This window comes from Enterococcus sp. AZ188 (genome assembly GCF_050544075.1).
Classification (GTDB): Bacteria; Bacillota; Bacilli; order Lactobacillales; family Enterococcaceae; genus Enterococcus_D; species Enterococcus_D entomosocium.
The window spans coordinates 1,574,918-1,590,000 of sequence record NZ_CP172943.1 but is presented as its reverse complement, the minus strand read 5'-3'; the positions used below and the strand labels follow the sequence as shown (position 1 = coordinate 1,590,000).

At 41.8% G+C, this 15,083-nt stretch carries 16 protein-coding genes and 1 rRNA gene (1 of these 17 cut by a window edge); 5 read left to right on the top strand and 12 right to left on the bottom strand.

What is annotated here, in order from left to right:
- The 6 genes from IGI86_RS07350 to IGI86_RS07325 form a co-directional block, all read right to left on the bottom strand.
- A 16S ribosomal RNA gene (locus IGI86_RS07350) occupies positions 1-664 on the bottom strand; it reaches 896 nt to the left of the window's first position.
- A gap of 542 nt (positions 665-1,206) precedes the next feature.
- Positions 1,207-1,392 carry a hypothetical protein gene (locus IGI86_RS07345; RefSeq protein WP_005236216.1) on the bottom strand — a complete coding sequence of 62 codons (186 nt, stop codon included), beginning with the start codon at positions 1,390-1,392 and terminating at the stop codon, positions 1,207-1,209.
- 138 nt (positions 1,393-1,530) lie between these two features.
- Complete coding sequence (locus IGI86_RS07340) at positions 1,531-2,052, bottom strand: GNAT family N-acetyltransferase (RefSeq protein ID WP_008381336.1); 522 nt, start codon at positions 2,050-2,052, stop codon at positions 1,531-1,533.
- 57 nt (positions 2,053-2,109) lie between these two features.
- Positions 2,110-3,048 (bottom strand): dihydroorotate oxidase, encoded by a 939-nt coding sequence (locus IGI86_RS07335; RefSeq protein ID WP_005236221.1) that lies wholly within the window; start codon positions 3,046-3,048, stop codon positions 2,110-2,112.
- A 202-nt stretch (positions 3,049-3,250) separates the two neighbouring features.
- Positions 3,251-3,580, bottom strand: coding sequence for a metal-sulfur cluster assembly factor (locus tag IGI86_RS07330; protein WP_008381344.1), 330 nt, complete (start codon positions 3,578-3,580; stop codon positions 3,251-3,253).
- A 74-nt stretch (positions 3,581-3,654) separates the two neighbouring features.
- The gene (locus tag IGI86_RS07325; protein WP_005236241.1) at positions 3,655-4,590 is read right to left on the bottom strand and encodes a YitT family protein; all 936 of its coding nucleotides are present in this window, start codon (positions 4,588-4,590) and stop codon (positions 3,655-3,657) included.
- A gap of 153 nt (positions 4,591-4,743) precedes the next feature.
- Between IGI86_RS07325 and IGI86_RS07320 the strand changes: the two genes are divergently transcribed.
- Positions 4,744-5,235 carry a YajQ family cyclic di-GMP-binding protein gene (locus IGI86_RS07320; protein ID WP_144330388.1) on the top strand — a complete coding sequence of 164 codons (492 nt, stop codon included), beginning with the start codon at positions 4,744-4,746 and terminating at the stop codon, positions 5,233-5,235.
- Between the two features lie 91 nt (positions 5,236-5,326).
- On the opposite strand, the gene IGI86_RS07315 is transcribed toward IGI86_RS07320, so the two are convergent.
- The 3 genes from IGI86_RS07315 to IGI86_RS07305 all read right to left on the bottom strand — a co-directional run bounded on the left by IGI86_RS07315 (position 5,327) and on the right by IGI86_RS07305 (position 9,305).
- Entirely contained in the window at positions 5,327-7,816 is a 2,490-nt protein-coding gene (locus tag IGI86_RS07315) for an ATP-dependent DNA helicase (protein WP_430617867.1), read from the bottom strand.
- A gap of 259 nt (positions 7,817-8,075) precedes the next feature.
- Positions 8,076-8,612, bottom strand: a complete 537-nt coding sequence (locus IGI86_RS07310) for a hypothetical protein (protein WP_016613385.1) — start codon at positions 8,610-8,612, stop codon at positions 8,076-8,078.
- A 279-nt stretch (positions 8,613-8,891) separates the two neighbouring features.
- Entirely contained in the window at positions 8,892-9,305 is a 414-nt protein-coding gene (locus IGI86_RS07305; protein WP_008381348.1) for a GNAT family N-acetyltransferase, read from the bottom strand.
- A 98-nt stretch (positions 9,306-9,403) separates the two neighbouring features.
- On the opposite strand from IGI86_RS07305, the gene IGI86_RS07300 reads away from it, so the two are divergent.
- The 3 genes from IGI86_RS07300 (at position 9,404) to IGI86_RS07290 (ending at position 11,745) form a co-directional block, all read left to right on the top strand.
- A complete protein-coding gene (locus IGI86_RS07300; RefSeq protein WP_005236256.1) occupies positions 9,404-10,024 on the top strand; it encodes an MBL fold metallo-hydrolase in 621 nt (206 codons plus the stop codon).
- Positions 10,025-10,058: 34 nt separating this feature from the next.
- Positions 10,059-10,763: a histidine phosphatase family protein gene (locus IGI86_RS07295; RefSeq protein ID WP_005236258.1), complete on the top strand. Its 705-nt coding sequence runs from the start codon at positions 10,059-10,061 to the stop codon at positions 10,761-10,763.
- A 148-nt stretch (positions 10,764-10,911) separates the two neighbouring features.
- On the top strand, positions 10,912-11,745 hold the full coding sequence (locus IGI86_RS07290) for an undecaprenyl-diphosphate phosphatase (RefSeq protein ID WP_005236259.1): 834 nt from the start codon (positions 10,912-10,914) through the stop codon (positions 11,743-11,745).
- A gap of 74 nt (positions 11,746-11,819) precedes the next feature.
- On the opposite strand, the gene IGI86_RS07285 is transcribed toward IGI86_RS07290, so the two are convergent.
- Together IGI86_RS07285 and IGI86_RS07280 are read right to left on the bottom strand one after the other, a co-directional pair.
- On the bottom strand, positions 11,820-12,443 hold the full coding sequence (locus tag IGI86_RS07285; protein WP_008381351.1) for a DUF47 domain-containing protein: 624 nt from the start codon (positions 12,441-12,443) through the stop codon (positions 11,820-11,822).
- 12 nt (positions 12,444-12,455) lie between these two features.
- Positions 12,456-13,511, bottom strand: a complete 1,056-nt coding sequence (locus IGI86_RS07280) for an inorganic phosphate transporter (protein WP_005236263.1) — start codon at positions 13,509-13,511, stop codon at positions 12,456-12,458.
- Between the two features lie 236 nt (positions 13,512-13,747).
- On the opposite strand from IGI86_RS07280, the gene rpsT reads away from it, so the two are divergent.
- Complete coding sequence (rpsT, locus tag IGI86_RS07275) at positions 13,748-14,002, top strand: 30S ribosomal protein S20 (protein WP_005230162.1); 255 nt, start codon at positions 13,748-13,750, stop codon at positions 14,000-14,002.
- Between the two features lie 52 nt (positions 14,003-14,054).
- On the opposite strand, the gene holA is transcribed toward rpsT, so the two are convergent.
- Positions 14,055-15,074 carry a DNA polymerase III subunit delta gene (gene holA, locus IGI86_RS07270; RefSeq protein ID WP_301389368.1) on the bottom strand — a complete coding sequence of 340 codons (1,020 nt, stop codon included), beginning with the start codon at positions 15,072-15,074 and terminating at the stop codon, positions 14,055-14,057.
- Positions 15,075-15,083 lie beyond the last annotated feature (9 nt).

Below are 15,083 nucleotides of genomic sequence, written 5' to 3'. Positions count from 1 at the left end.
CCCAGTTTCCAATGACCCTCCCCGGTTGAGCCGGGGGCTTTCACATCAGACTTAAGAAACCGCCTGCGCTCGCTTTACGCCCAATAAATCCGGACAACGCTTGCCACCTACGTATTACCGCGGCTGCTGGCACGTAGTTAGCCGTGGCTTTCTGGTTAGATACCGTCAAGGGATGAACGTTCTACTCTCATCCTTGTTCTTCTCTAACAACAGAGTTTTACGATCCGAAAACCTTCTTCACTCACGCGGCGTTGCTCGGTCAGACTTTCGTCCATTGCCGAAGATTCCCTACTGCTGCCTCCCGTAGGAGTCTGGGCCGTGTCTCAGTCCCAGTGTGGCCGATCACCCTCTCAGGTCGGCTATGCATCGTTGCCTTGGTGAGCCGTTACCTCACCAACTAGCTAATGCACCGCGGGTCCATCCATCAGTGACGCAAAAGCGCCTTTCAACTTTCTTCCATGCGGAAAATAGTGTTATACGGTATTAGCACCTGTTTCCAAGTGTTATCCCCTTCTGATGGGCAGGTTACCCACGTGTTACTCACCCGTTCGCCACTCTTTTTCTTTCGGTGGAGCAAGCTCCGGTGAAAGAAAAAGCGTTCGACTTGCATGTATTAGGCACGCCGCCAGCGTTCGTCCTGAGCCAGGATCAAACTCTCATAATGATTTGTTTGAATGACCATACGGTCATTAAGCTCATAAAAATTAACTTTGCTAGCTATTGCTTGCATGTATTTGTTTCAATAAATTGAAACGTCCTACACATTGGTTCGTTTGCTTGCTTTGTTCAGTTTTCAAAGGTCTACAGTGCTGTGTTAGCAACTTTTATATCATATCAGAGCGACAATTGATTATCAACTCTTTTTTAAAAGTTTTTTTCGCTCGTTGTTTTTCAACTTCGCAGCGGCTGTCTCAGCGACTTCATTAGAATAACAAATGATTTGTTATTTGTCAACAACTTTTTTTAATTAATTTTGTTGATGTATCAACATCGATTAACTATTTTATTATTGCGACTTCGTTATAATATCATCTGTTTCATTTTTGGTCAAGTCTTTTTTGAAGTTTTTTCAAACGCTCTTTTGACCCGCTGGCTCAATTGCCAACGTTGAATACTTTATCATTCTAAGAATGAAAGAGCAAGCTTTTTTCTGAAATATTTTCAACTAAGTCGAGATAAACAAAAAAACTACCCAAAATAGGTAGTTTAATCAATATCGATCGTACGAAAACGGATCTGATTTTGATCGTCTCGTTTTAAGGTTGTTTCTTCTTTCAGATAAGAAAACTTCTTCTCATTGATCGCTGGATTCTCAAGCATTTCTTCATAACCCGCAAAAATATCATGGATATATTTTTTATAAGCTTTTTTCTTTTTGATTCTTTTCTTCATTTGGCACCGTCCTTTACGTGCTTATCTTAGCAAGCCGAAAGGATTCTGACAACCATTATCCGCATTTTCATACCAAAAATTCACTTTGACACAACTATTCCATTAATTCAGCCAAGTGACACTAATGGAATAGAATGCTTAGCTTGCGGTCAAACGTTTTTGAAAAGCCAATCGCTCTCCGTTCGGAAAAGGGAATGTTACCTCTCCTTTGTATTGATAGCCAGCTGCTTGAATATTCTTTTGCATACCAATATTAGCTTTATACGTATCGATACGTAAATCAACGATTCCTTGCTCTAATGCAACCACTTCAAGAGCTTGCAGCAATTTGGCGCTTAACTTTTGCCCTTTAAAATGAGAACTGACAACGACGCGATGAATGGATAGATATGGACCGTTTCCATCCCACCCTGCGCCGGTAATTGCGTTGTAGACAGGATCTTCACCAGAAACCAGTGCCGCAGACGCTGCGATTTTCCCATCTTTCACTAACACATAGCTTTCACCTTTTGCAATATCTTCTTTGATTTGAGTTTCTTTTGGGCCATAGCCATTTTGCCATTGTGGGGATCCTTGAGCTTTTAAAAAAGCAATGCCTTCTTCAAAAAGCGCCATCAACTCAACCAGATCATCCTCCGTTGTTTTACGAAACTTCTCCATTAAAAACCACCTTTCTTCTATAAAAAGAAGCGGATAGTAAAGCATTCAAAGTCGTTCTTAATCAATCGTTTTTAATTTCCCCTGGAACTCACTGATTGATTGATACCCTTTTTCTTTCATGATCGCTGCTAATTCTTTCGTCAATCGTTCAAAGATCACCGGTCCTTCTTTTTGCAGCTCTGTGCCGATCTGCAACATAGAAGCGCCACATAACAAATGTTCATACGCATCTTGACCATTACGAATCCCACCAGTCCCGATAATTTTGATTTCTGGCTTGAGACGTGTATAGAAAGCCCGCACATTGGCTAATGCCGTTGGTTTCACATATTCGCCTCCCAAACCGCCAAACCCATCTTTTGGTTTGATGACTACTGAGTCAGTAGCAGGATCGATAAATAAAGCATTCCCAATACTATTGATTGAATTGATATAAGTTAACGGATACTTGTTCAATATCTTAGCCATCTCATCAAAGTGAGCCAAATCAAAGTATGGCGGCAATTTGACACCTAAAGGTTTTGTGAAAAAACCAAAGACTGTTTCCAAAATTTGATCGGTCAAAGGAAAATCATAGGCAACTTGGGGTTTTCCTGGCACGTTTGGACAAGAAAGATTTAACTCTGTGATTCCTTCAAAATCACTTTCTTGGATTTTCTTCAATAACTCAATGTTTTCAGCCACGCTCATACCAGCGACAGAGAAAAAGAATGGCGCTTGCTGGGTCATTTCCTGCTGTTTTTTGATAGCATAGTCTAAGTAGTAGTCCACCCCTAGATTTGGTAATCCCATCGAATTGATGCTTCCTAACGGTAAATCGGTATAACGTGGTTCTGGATTTCCCGCACGTGCTTCTAGCGTTGCACTCTTCGTGACAAATGCCCCAGCTGCTGATGCCGCTAATTCATCTAATTCCTCGATCGTCATACAATGGACTCCTGAGGCGTTCATAAACGGATTTTTGTATGTATATTTCCCAAAATTCGTAGCTAACATTGATTCATTCCTCCAATCTTTCCAACTAGTTTACCGTTTCATTTCCTAAAATGCAATGCAATCTTCGCAAACTTTCTGCAAGCACTGACTAAAAGCAAGATAGTTAAAGACAAGCATCCAACTTAAATCCAAAAAGACTCTTCTATCAACTTTATTCAGCTGATAAAAGAGTCTAAGACATTTATTTTCTACGATAAAATCCTTAACGAATCCCCAAAGCAATCCGTGCATAACGACTCATTTTATCAGTCGTCCAAGCGGGATACCAGACTAGTTTTACTTCTGGATTTTTGACTTCTGGAATATCGCTTAGTGCTTCGTGTATCGATTCAGTCAATACGTCGGCTAAGGGACAGCCCATTGTTGTTAAGGTCATTTTGATTATGGTATTGCCTGTTTCTGCATCAAATTCGACTTCATAAACTAAGCCTAGATTCACTATATCAATCCCCAACTCAGGGTCAATCACGGTTTCCAAGGCAGCCAAGACACGCTCTTTGATTGCTTCTGCTTCTACTTCAGTATATGCCACGGTTGAAGACCTCCTTTAATTCTTGTTTCAAATAATACCTTCTTTTGCAAGATTTGTAAATGGACGATCCTTGATTATGGACGGCTTTTCTTGTGTATTTTCAGTTCTGGGAAGACCCCCGTCGTTTTAAAGGTCCGTTGTTCATCATCTGTCGCAAAACGACCTGTGATCGATTGGGTCGGCACAAAGTTAATAAACGCATTGCCGTCTGCTTCTAAAACGGCTTGTTCTAAATCGTAGATCTCGTAGCGGGTCACGACCATCATGATCATATTGCCCGGTACGCCTGAATAGCCTCCGACTGAGGGGAACAAAGTCATGCCACGAAACACATGCTTAGAAATATTTTTCCCAACAGCTTCCGCATTGGTCGTAATAATCATGGCCGTTACCTTTTGATGACTTGTGTGCAGCATGTCCACAACGTAGCTCATTGCGAAAATCGAAATGATCGTGTACAACGCACTTTCCCAAGAAAAGACGAAACCTGAGACCATGACAATAATGCCATTTAAAATAAACATATATTTACCGACTGTTTTTCCAGTCGTTTTTGATAATATCAACGAAAGGATATCCATTCCGCCGGTGGTAAAACCCATTTTCAGTGAAAACGCAACGCCGACGCCTAACAGTACGCCACCGAGCAAAGCGTTAACCAAAATATTGTCAGTGATTGCTCCTTGTGGAAGGATTATCGTTAAGACAGAAACGACAACGACATTGATAAAGCTCAATAGTGTCGATGATTTCCCGAGTTTGATGAACCCGAGAACAAAGATAGGCAAGTTTAAGAGGAAAATAAACAGCCCTGTACTAAGGTGAACGCCAAAATGTTCCAAGGCAAGTGCCACGATCAATTGGGCGACCCCGTTCATCCCAGCAGAAAGAACGTTTGCGGGAATCAAAAAGAAATTTAAAGCAATGGCTGCGGTGATACCTGACAGCAAAATAACCCCTATTTTTTTCAATCGTTCTGATTGTTCGTGCTTCGTTAATAACTTACTCACAATGATCTAGCTCCTTCACTAAAAATCTCCTTCCAAAGAATAGCAGTTTGTGTGAAAAAATGAAACAATTATTTGCAAAAATTTACTTTTCATTCCCGCATCGTTCGCCTCCATGTTAAAATCATAGGTAAGAGATGAGAGGAGTGATTGATTTTGGCAAAAGAAGCAAGTTTTGATGTCGTATCTGAGATCAACACAGAAGAAGTGAAAAACGCCATTCAACAGGCGGAAAAAGAATTGAAAAACCGATTTGATTTTAAAGGCTCCACGGTAGAAATCAAGATGGATGAGGGCAAATTGACGATTGTCGGGGATGACGAATTTAAGCTGGAGCAAATCAAGGATGTGCTCTTTGGGAAGCTGATCAAACGGAATGTACCAACGAAAAATATTCAATTTGGCGAAACGGAGCATGCCTTGGGAGCAAAAGCTCGTCAAACAGCAGAATTGATCAATGGGATCGATAAAGAAAACGCCAAAAAAATAACGACTGCGATCAAAAACGCCAAGCTAAAAGTTAAAACTCAAATTCAAGACAATCAAATTCGGGTAACCGGCAAAAGTCGTGACGATCTGCAAGAGGTGATCCAATTGTTGCGTAAACTGCCCTTGACGATCGACTTACAGTTTACAAATTATCGCTAATCAAAAAAACTAGAACAGAGTCTAACGTGTTGGTTAGGCAAAATCAGCTTTATCTGCTGATTTTGCACAACCTCTCCTGAAAGCTCTGCTTCTAGTTTTTTTCTTGCCAAAAATGAGTCAATGCCTTTGATAACTCTTGCGGCCGACGAATGTTTAAGGCATGCTGCCAGTGCAGTGGGAAAAGTTCTTGGTAACGCGGTGTCCGAAAACGTTGATCCAGCAATAACACCACGCCGCGATCGCTGACATCCCGGATCACTCGACCGGCTGCTTGCAGGACTTTATTCATCCCGGGCAGCTGATAGGCATACGCAAAGCCATCTGCCTTTTTCTCATCGTAATATTCCCGAATCAATTCTTGCTCGTGATTGATTTGCGGCAGTCCGACTCCTACCACTGCCGCACCGATCAAGCGATCGCCTTTCAAGTCGATCCCTTCAGAAAAAATTCCACCAAGGACACAAAATGCCACTAATGTTTTTGGCTGGCTCTCTTGTCCGTCTTGACTTGTTTCTAGCAAGGATGATCGTTGCCGCTCAAGAGATTGAAACTGTGCAAGAAACGCCTCGCGCTCTACTTCGTTCATGGCTGTCCCCTGAATCAAGACCTCCACCTCTGGCGCCTGTTGGGAAAATGCTGCCGCCACATCATCCAAGTAACGATAAGAAGGGAAAAAGACCATATAGTTTCCCGCTTTCGCTGCGGTCATTTGCTGGATTGCATCAACGATTGCAGGAATGCTGGCTTCACGTTGGCGATACGTTGTTTGGATATAGTCTGCAATAAAAATCCCCTGATTTTTCGGATCAAAAGGACTTGGCAGGCGATAGCGCAAAGCTTCATTGCCGCCTCCTAACACCTCTTGATAATAGGACAAAGGAGTAAAGCTCGCAGAAAACAACAGGCTGGCCTTGCCCTTATCTAACACAGATTCCAAAAACGGCGCTGGTTCAATGCAAAATTGCCGTAGTTTGATATCATAGCGGTCGATCTCCACCGTCGTTTCGTAGTGATCATCATAAAATTCACTGATCTTCAAATAATGGTTAGCTTCAAAATACACTTGCAGCACTTCTTCTTGCAATTCATGCTCAGGATTTGCCGGCAACCATTCCTTCATCAATTCAGCTACTTTGTAGAGCTGATTGACCATCGTTTCATGGGGAGCTGCTTGATGGTGATATTCCCACTCTTCCTCTTTTGCTATTTGAGCAATAGCCGCAAATTCTTTGTCAACTTTGTTTAGGGCGCGTTTTAATTTTTGCTGGTCATTGGATAGTTTCTTCTTTAATTCCTTAAATGGCTGCCGGGTAATGGTTGCCGAATACATTTCTTTGGAACGGTTGACTAAGTTATGGGCCTCATCCACTAGAAAGAAATATTCTTCATCCGGCTCCTCAAAAAATCTTCGCAAATAAACGGTGGGATCAAACAAATAATTATAATCACCAATAATGACATCGCAAAAGACACTGACATCCAGTGAAAGCTCGAAGGGACAGACCGTATGTTTCTTTCCGTAGGTCTCGATCACTTCTCGGGTTATTTGGTTCTCGTGATGCAACAGATCCCATAATGCTTCGTTGATTCGATTGTAATAGCCTTGCGCATACGCACAGTGTTCTGGCGTACAGTTTCGTTCATCTAAAAAACAGATTTTGTCTTTGGCGGTAATCGTGACACTTTTGGTTTCACTACCGTTGTCTGCTAACTTGCTCAGTGCATCTTCGGCCACTTGTCTGGTGATCGTCTTCGCCGTCAGATAAAAGACCCGATCAGCCCCTTCTTCCCCTAGCACTTTTAATGCGGGAAACAGCGTTGACATGGTTTTTCCAGTTCCAGTTGGCGCTTCCGCAAAAAGTCGCTTGCCATTTTTTAGTGTTTTATACGCCGCTGCTGCTAACTCTCGCTGCCCTTTGCGAAAGGTTTCAAAGGGAAAAGACAGCAGCTGCAAAGACGTATTGCGGACACGGCGCCAATTCTCTTGAAAAACTAACCATTTATGATATTCCTGAAGTAATTCTTCATAAAAAACAGCTAATTCTGAAAACTGAAATGTTCTTCTCGTACGGGTGGTCAGCTTTTCAGTGGTTTGATAATAAGTCAATTGTACGGCGATTCGATCGATGGGTCTCTTCGGATCATTACCTTCAGCAGTAGGTTCCGCTTCTGGTTTCTCTTGATTTTCACTGTCACTAAGCGCTGCTTGTTCATTTTCTTGTAGTAAAAACAAATAAGCATAAACCATTCCCTGGGCAAAAAACAAATCGATTTGATCTTCAGGGATATCTTCGAACGCTGGTTCTGAAGTTTTGATCTCATCGATCACCCAAGAATTAAGAGTTGCATCAAAAAAGAGACCATCGGCACGACCTTCGACAGTGATCGAATCTTTCTCAATTTGGCTTTCTCGTTTGAAAAAGACTTCTTTTTGATACGCATCCCCAGCCTCTTTTTGTAGTTGGCGATGGATACGGGCGCCTTCTTGCGCGGTATGATTACTGACTTTGCGGCTATCAATATCGCCTCGGCGCAAAATAAATTCTACGATTTTTCTAACCGCAACTTTTCCTTTATACACGTGTTCACCTTCTCGTTTGCCATTATAGCGGATAGATTACTTTTGGAAAAGCGAACAGAAACAGCTTTTCATCCTCTGCGGAGAGTATCCTATCCAAACAGGTTTTATCACCATGAAAAAACCACTTGCAACAAAACACCTACTCATCAGATAATTGACTTCATTTTTTTTTTCCAGAAAATGGGTTTGGCGAAGGATTTACAAAAAAGCCTACTCTACTCACCTAAGCAAGTAAAGCAGGGCTATTTTTGAAAGATATTTATTGATCGACTTGAATATCATAACTGACACCATTTTGGTCAAAAGCTTGTTGATTGTCTAGATCTAAGGTGAACTCAAAGGTCCGTCCATCTGCTTTGATTGTCAAATGCTTCCCTTCAACCGTGTATGATGCATCTTGATAGGTGATCTCATAAATTTGATAAGGGTCGTTGGACAACTGTACCTCTGAATGGGAAAAATGACGCTGAAAATCACTTTCGATTTGTCCTTCATACAAGGCAACATCACTAGAGCTGGCTGAACTATCTTCTAAATCTGCCATCGGCAAATACTGCTTAACGATCGTCAACTCATTCTCATGAAAATCATAAACCCCTTGGCTTTGCGGAAAGATGACACTCTCATCTTGGATCAGCATCAAATCAAGGTCCCCATTTTCAACCGTTTTTGAGGCGGAAGTAACAGTTTCAGAAACTTCTTTCGAATCGTTGATGGTTAGCTCCTCTTGGCCACAGCTCACTAAAGCGAGCGCGGCGAAGCATAGAGTGAAAAAAAATTGCAGGGATTTTTTCATAAAAAACACCTTCTTACAAAAAGTTGAGGTATACCAATCAAAACTAACGCAAGATACAGATCACACACTTTCCTCGAAGTTGGTCACGAAGAATGTTCATGCTTTCGTCAAAAACTAGACCCGTTTCAAACGAATCAACGCTTTCTTATTTTAATTAGTATAACAGCAGTTTTTTGCTAATGCGGTTTCTTAGAAAAATTTTCGAATTCCCACAATAATTCTAAGCTTTTCTCTCATCAAACTATTGGTTAGCCTTATCACCTGCCTGCCAAAGGTTGATCACAGCATCTTCACGAAGTAAAGCCTATCCGTGCCAAGCACAGGTGTATCCGTAAGCACAGCAAACGGTTCGAAGCCGACTGCTTGGTAGAATTGCGGCGCTTGGTAGTCTTGGGTGGTAACCGTCACGGAACGACACCCCGCTTTTTTACCGTGATCAAAAAGTGCTTTTATCAATTGTTTCCCGATCCCCTGATTCTGATGGCTTGGATCAACTGCTAACAATTGAATATGGATCGTATTGCCTGTCCGTTTTCCAATCACCCCACCAAGTTGATCCTGATTGTCAAAAAAAGCAAATGAAAGCTGCTCTTGATCGGAAAAGGCACTCACTGCCTCTGTTTTTTTCGTTGAATGATTTAGCCATTGACAGACTGCCTGACGATTGTCTTCTGCGTTTATCGTTTTTATCATTAATTTTTCACTCCTAAAAACCTTTCTTTGTTTCCTCTTATACTTTAAGCTATACTTATAGTCAGACACAAGTATTTGTGATCCTAGGAGGTTTTAGCATGAAAATCATTGGTTTAGTGACAGGACCCGTTCAAGAAAATTGTTACCTAATTTGGAAAGAAGATGTTTTGTTGATTATTGATCCTGGAGCAGAAGCAGCGAGATTGATCGCTGAGATCGAAAAAACAGGCGCAAAACCAGCAGCGATTTTATTGACCCACACTCATTATGACCATATCGGCGCAGTTGACCATTTGCGGGATTATTATCAGATCCCCGTTTACGTGAGTCCGCTTGAGCAAGGATGGCTAAGTGATCCTATGAAAAACCTTTCTGGCCGTCATCCTGAATTAGGAACCATCACCGCACGTCCAGCTGAATTCGAGCTAGAGTTGAAAGAGTACGAGATAGCTGGCATGTCCTTTAAGGTTGTTGCAACCCCGGGTCATTCCATTGGCAGCGTCAGTTTTATTTTTGACAATTTTGTCGTTTCCGGAGACGCCTTATTTAAAGGTAGCATTGGTCGGACAGACCTGCCAACCGGAAATTTGGAACAATTGCTGACCAGCATCCAAACGCAACTCTTTGTTTTACCGAATCAAATGGCGGTCTATCCTGGCCACGGAGAACCAACAACGATCGAAATTGAGAAACGGACCAATCCGTTTTTTAACGCATAAACGTATGACGAATCAAAAGGAGGAATAACTAGTTATGGCAAAGACGGAATTGTATGTCGTGCGTCACGGAAAAACAATGTTTAACACATTGCAGCGGGTGCAAGGCTGGTGTGACACACCATTGACTCGAACCGGTGAACAAGGCATCCACTATTTAGGCCTTGGGTTACGCGATGTGGATTTTGTAGAAGCAGTATCCAGTGACAGCGGTCGCGCGATTGAAACCATGCGTCTGATACTGGGTGAACATGTCAGAGGACCGGAGATCCCTTATCACATCGACAAACGGATTCGTGAATGGTGCTTTGGCTCACTTGAAGGGGCCTATGATGCAGAAATGTGGGGCGTTCTGCCGCGGATTCTTGATTTTCCTGATTATGATGAGATGATTGCTAATCATGTCACGTTTGAGGCGATCGCCAATGCGATCTACCACGCCGATACAGCCAATTGGGCGGAAACCTTTGATGTTTTGACCGAACGTGTCAAAACAGGGTTTGAAGATATCGCCTATCGCGTTGAGAAAAAAGGCGGCGGCAATGCGTTAGTTGTGTCTCACGGCTTAACGATCGCTTTTCTTTTGCATCTGATCAATGATGAGAACAATGTTCGTATGGATATTGAAAATGGTTCGGTCACTCGACTGATCTACGAAGACGGCAGCTTTACCATCGCCGAAGTTGGTAACACAGAATACATCAAAAAAGGCTTAGCGCTCTCTCAAGAGCTTTTGTCCTAAGAGAAACCTCTGACGGCTAATCAATTTCTTCAAGAAAGGAGCAGTTTTTGTTTTAAAAACTGCCCTCTTTTTTTAGGAAAAAGATTGGTATTCGAATCAGGAAACGGTATACTAAGAGTTGTATTTTGTCATAGAAAGGACTGGACCAATGTTTTTTACAAATTTTATAAAAGCGATTTTATTTGGGATCATTGAAGGGATCACGGAATGGCTGCCAATTAGCAGCACTGGTCACTTGATTCTTGCCGACGAATTTATCGGTTTGAATGTTACCCCCGAATTTATGACGATGTTCAATGTTGTCATTCAATTGGGCGCGATACTAGCGGTCGTCTACTTATATTTCCATAAACTGAACCCTTTTTCCCCACAAAAAAATGAAATAGAGAAAAAAGATACGTGGACGTTATGGTTTAAAGTTATTGTTGCGGTCTTGCCATCGGTTATTATCGGATTGCCGTTAGATGATTGGTTAGATGCGCACTTCTACAACTTTTTCTCCGTTTCGATCGTCTTGATCGTTTATGGGATCGGCTTTATCGTAGTTGAAAAACGAAACAAGAATAAAGCACCGAAATGTACCGATTTGAACAAATTCACCTACAAAGCGGCCTTGATTGTCGGCATGTTCCAGGTATTGGCATTGATCCCAGGAACTTCTCGTTCTGGTGCTACTATATTAGGTGCTATCATGATCGGCGCTTCTCGTTATGTTGCTGCTGAATTTTCATTTTTCTTAGGTATTCCAACCATGTTTGGTGCCAGTGCCTTGAAAATCTTCAAGTTTTTGAAAGATGGCAATGCCTTTGATTTCCAAGGAACCGTCATCTTATTAACAGGAACCATCGTCTCATTCATCGTTTCGATCATCGCGATCCGTTTCTTGATGAACTACATCAAGCGTAACGATTTTACCGTATTTGGATGGTATCGTATCGTTTTAGGAATCATTTTGATCGGCTATTGGCTGATCCAATTATAAGCAAAAAGAGCAACTCTTGTGGCACTTACCTGCCCAAGAGTTGCTCTTTTTTTGTTTGAAAGGTCTCTAGTTCCTCACGTGTTTTTGATTACCATACCGTCAATAATATCCACCGCACTTTCGGTGTCGTTGATAATTGATTCAAAACGATCATAAACATCTTTCCATTTAATGATTTCAAGAACGTCCGTTTCGTCTGTGAATAACGCTTTTTTCATTTTTGAATACAAACGGTCTGCTTCTGATTCAATCGTATTCACATCATTAATCATTTGACGCAATGTTTTTGAATTTTTGAACTTAGGAAATTCTTTTAAGGCCGTTTCAACGCCTTGTGTCGCTTGAACGATCATTCCAGCAAATAAGTTGGTTTCAGGGCGGATCTTCGTAATGACCAAATTCTCAAATAAATAAGTCAGTCCCATAATGCCATCCAAAATATCATCTAGACGCTCTGAAATGACTAGGATGTCCTCGCGATCGATAGGGGTGATAAATGAATCATATAACTCATTGGTTAGCTCAGCGATCACTTTATCCCCTTCTTTTTCCAAAGCATGAATCTCAGCTGCTGCTTCGGTCAATGCTCGTTCAGAATAATCGTTGATCAAAAGCGAAAAACGTTTGGCAGCTAAATGGCCGTTCGTCGCCAACTGCTCCATTGCTGCAAAATAATCGAATCCTTTTTTTCGTGCCATTACTTTCTCTCCTCACAAAATTAGCAATAAAAATTTGACCATTAGAAACGCAATCAATCCACAGCCAGGAAAGGTTAAAATCCAAGCATAGATCATTTCTTTTACAATGCGCCAATCAACGCTAGAAAAACGCCGAGACGCTCCAACGCCCATGATAGCGGTCGTTTTCGTGTGCGTTGTTGAAACTGGGATACCAAATACGGAAGACAAGAACAAACAGATTGCTGCAGTAACATCTGCAGAAAAGCCTTGGTATTTTTCCAGTTTTACCATATCCATCCCCACTGATTTAATGATCTTCATCCCACCGACCGATGTACCGATCCCCATGGTCAAGGAACAAAGAACCATCACCCACAGTGGGATGGCAAAGCCATTGCCGGTCTTTTCAGCAAGATTGTTGTAAAAAAGGCCTAACATGAACACACCCATGAATTTTTGTCCATCTTGGGCACCATGCAAGAAGGCATTGGCACCAGCCGCGATGGCTTGACCAACCGTAAAAATTTTGTTGGCTTTTCGCCGTTGGGTATCGCGAAAGAGCCATACGATCAGTTTCGTGATCAAAAATCCACCAATAAACCCCATTAACGTAGACACAACGAGACCGATTAAGACTTTCATCCATTCTTCACCGTTGACTGCATGTAAACCACCCAGAGCCATGGCAGCCCCTGTCAATCCCGCAATCAATGCGTGAGATTCACTGGTTGGGATCCCAAAATACCAAGCTGCGACCGTCCAAACAACAATTGAAAACAAGGCAGCGGCTAATGCGATCTGTGAGACCCGAAAACTCCCGCCTGAGTCAAAAGTCACAATATTACTGATGGTTTCTGCAACTTGCGCATTAAAATACGTCATCACCAGCACACCTAAGAAATTCATGACGACTGCCATGCCAATGGCGATATTCGGGCGTAAGACTCTCGTGGAGACAGCGGTTGCAATAGCATTCGGCGCATCCGTCCACCCGTTGACGAAAATCACCCCTAATGACAAGACAATCGTTAGAAACAAAGCGATATTCACATAGATTCCCCCATTTAAAAATTCCGAAGTAATCATAGCATAGAAAGCTCTTTCTGTGTAAACTTTTTATAACTATTCAGTAAAAAATGTGTAAAGAAGCATTTTTCAAAACCATAAAGCAAAAAATAGCACGGCCAAAAAACAAATTTTTGTGTTAAGTAAAATTTCTTTACAACTTTTATTGCAATCACTCTTGGCATTAGGTATAATGACTAGTGTTGATTTATACGTTTTCTAAACGTAATTGAACTTTTTTTTCGGAGGTGAAATACATGCCAAACATTGAATCTGCAATCAAACGTGTTCGCACAAGCGAAGCGGCTAATGCTAAGAATTCATCTCAAGTAAGCACAATGCGTACAGCAATCAAAAAATTTGATCAAGCTGTTGAAGCTGGTGCTGATAACGTAGATGCGTTATATAAAGATGCTGTTAAAGCAATCGATATGGCTGAGACTAAAGGATTGATCCACAAGAACAAAGCTAGTCGCGACAAATCTCGTTTAAGTAAAAAAATTGCAAAATAAGCAAATTAAGAAAGGCGCAGCAATCATCGATTGCTGCGCCTTTCTTTTTGACTTACTGTTTGCCATGTTTTAAAACAAATAGCTGGAACAAATACTCTTTGTCCATCTGGCCACTTTTTACTAAGTAATCATTTTCGATCAATTCGTTATAGAGTGCCGCTAATTGCTTTTCTCCAAAGCCTCGCGCTTGCTGCATCGCTAACTTCACTCGGTACGGATGAATCCCCAACGTTTCTGCGATATTGGCTTGCTGGTAGCCAATTTTCATCAAAATCGCTGCCTGTAACAGTAGACGCACTTGGCTGATCAAAATAGCATTGATCTTGATCGTCTCTTCCCCTTGCAATAATAGATCGTCATACAAGCGCAACGCATCCGATACGTTCCCCTTTAAGACATCACTGGTTAATTCAAAGACATTATGTTCCAACGTCTTAGGGATCAACTGCAAGACGATCTCTTTCGTGATTTTATTGCCGTTTCCTGCATACAATCGTAGTTTCTGTAACTCCTGCATCGCTTTTGATAGTTGCAGATCCGTTAACCGTAAAAACAAATCAAACGCCTCTCGGCTCATCTCGATGCCATCATTGGCCAACGACTGTTGGAGATACTGACGCACGTCGGCTTCTTTCATAGGTGCGACATCAATCACAACTGCGGCTTTCTTCAGCTGCTTAGTAATTTTTTTCCGTTCATCTAATTTATCGACATCTGCAAAAATCACCATTACCGATGATTCCAATGGGTCTTTGATGTAATTCAAAAAATCATCTAGGTCATGCTCAGGTGCATTGCTCTTTTTTTCAGCCGTTAAGAAAAATGGCCGCTCAACGAAAAGTAATCGCTGATCGCCAAAAAAAGGCAACGATTGGGCTTCTTGGATCACCATATCAAGGGGATCTTTCTCCATGTCAAAGGAAGCAAAATTCAGATCATCTTTCCCAACGGAAAAACGCTCCAAAAAGGCCGTGCGAACTTGCTCTTGTAAAAACATTTCACTGCCGATGACTAGATAAATCGATTGCAACTCCTTGGTTCGAATTGCTTGCAACGCTTTTTGTAATTCCATCGTTCCCCC

What these genes read in the sequence shown, in the direction of transcription:
- IGI86_RS07300 (WP_005236256.1), top strand. Translation starts at nt 9,404, where the DNA reads ATGAAAATCATTGGTTTAGTGACAGGACCCGTTCAAGAAAATTGTTAC.
- IGI86_RS07305 (WP_008381348.1), bottom strand. Translation starts at nt 9,305, where the DNA reads ATGATAAAAACGATAAACGCAGAAGACAATCGTCAGGCAGTCTGTCAA.
- IGI86_RS07345 (WP_005236216.1), bottom strand. Translation starts at nt 1,392, where the DNA reads ATGAAGAAAAGAATCAAAAAGAAAAAAGCTTATAAAAAATATATCCAT.
- IGI86_RS07290 (WP_005236259.1), top strand. Translation starts at nt 10,912, where the DNA reads ATGTTTTTTACAAATTTTATAAAAGCGATTTTATTTGGGATCATTGAA.
- IGI86_RS07340 (WP_008381336.1), bottom strand. Translation starts at nt 2,052, where the DNA reads ATGGAGAAGTTTCGTAAAACAACGGAGGATGATCTGGTTGAGTTGATG.
- IGI86_RS07295 (WP_005236258.1), top strand. Translation starts at nt 10,059, where the DNA reads ATGGCAAAGACGGAATTGTATGTCGTGCGTCACGGAAAAACAATGTTT.
- rpsT (WP_005230162.1), top strand. Translation starts at nt 13,748, where the DNA reads ATGCCAAACATTGAATCTGCAATCAAACGTGTTCGCACAAGCGAAGCG.
- IGI86_RS07280 (WP_005236263.1), bottom strand. Translation starts at nt 13,511, where the DNA reads ATGATTACTTCGGAATTTTTAAATGGGGGAATCTATGTGAATATCGCT.
- IGI86_RS07335 (WP_005236221.1), bottom strand. Translation starts at nt 3,048, where the DNA reads ATGTTAGCTACGAATTTTGGGAAATATACATACAAAAATCCGTTTATG.
- IGI86_RS07285 (WP_008381351.1), bottom strand. Translation starts at nt 12,443, where the DNA reads ATGGCACGAAAAAAAGGATTCGATTATTTTGCAGCAATGGAGCAGTTG.
- IGI86_RS07310 (WP_016613385.1), bottom strand. Translation starts at nt 8,612, where the DNA reads ATGAAAAAATCCCTGCAATTTTTTTTCACTCTATGCTTCGCCGCGCTC.
- holA (WP_301389368.1), bottom strand. Translation starts at nt 15,074, where the DNA reads ATGGAATTACAAAAAGCGTTGCAAGCAATTCGAACCAAGGAGTTGCAA.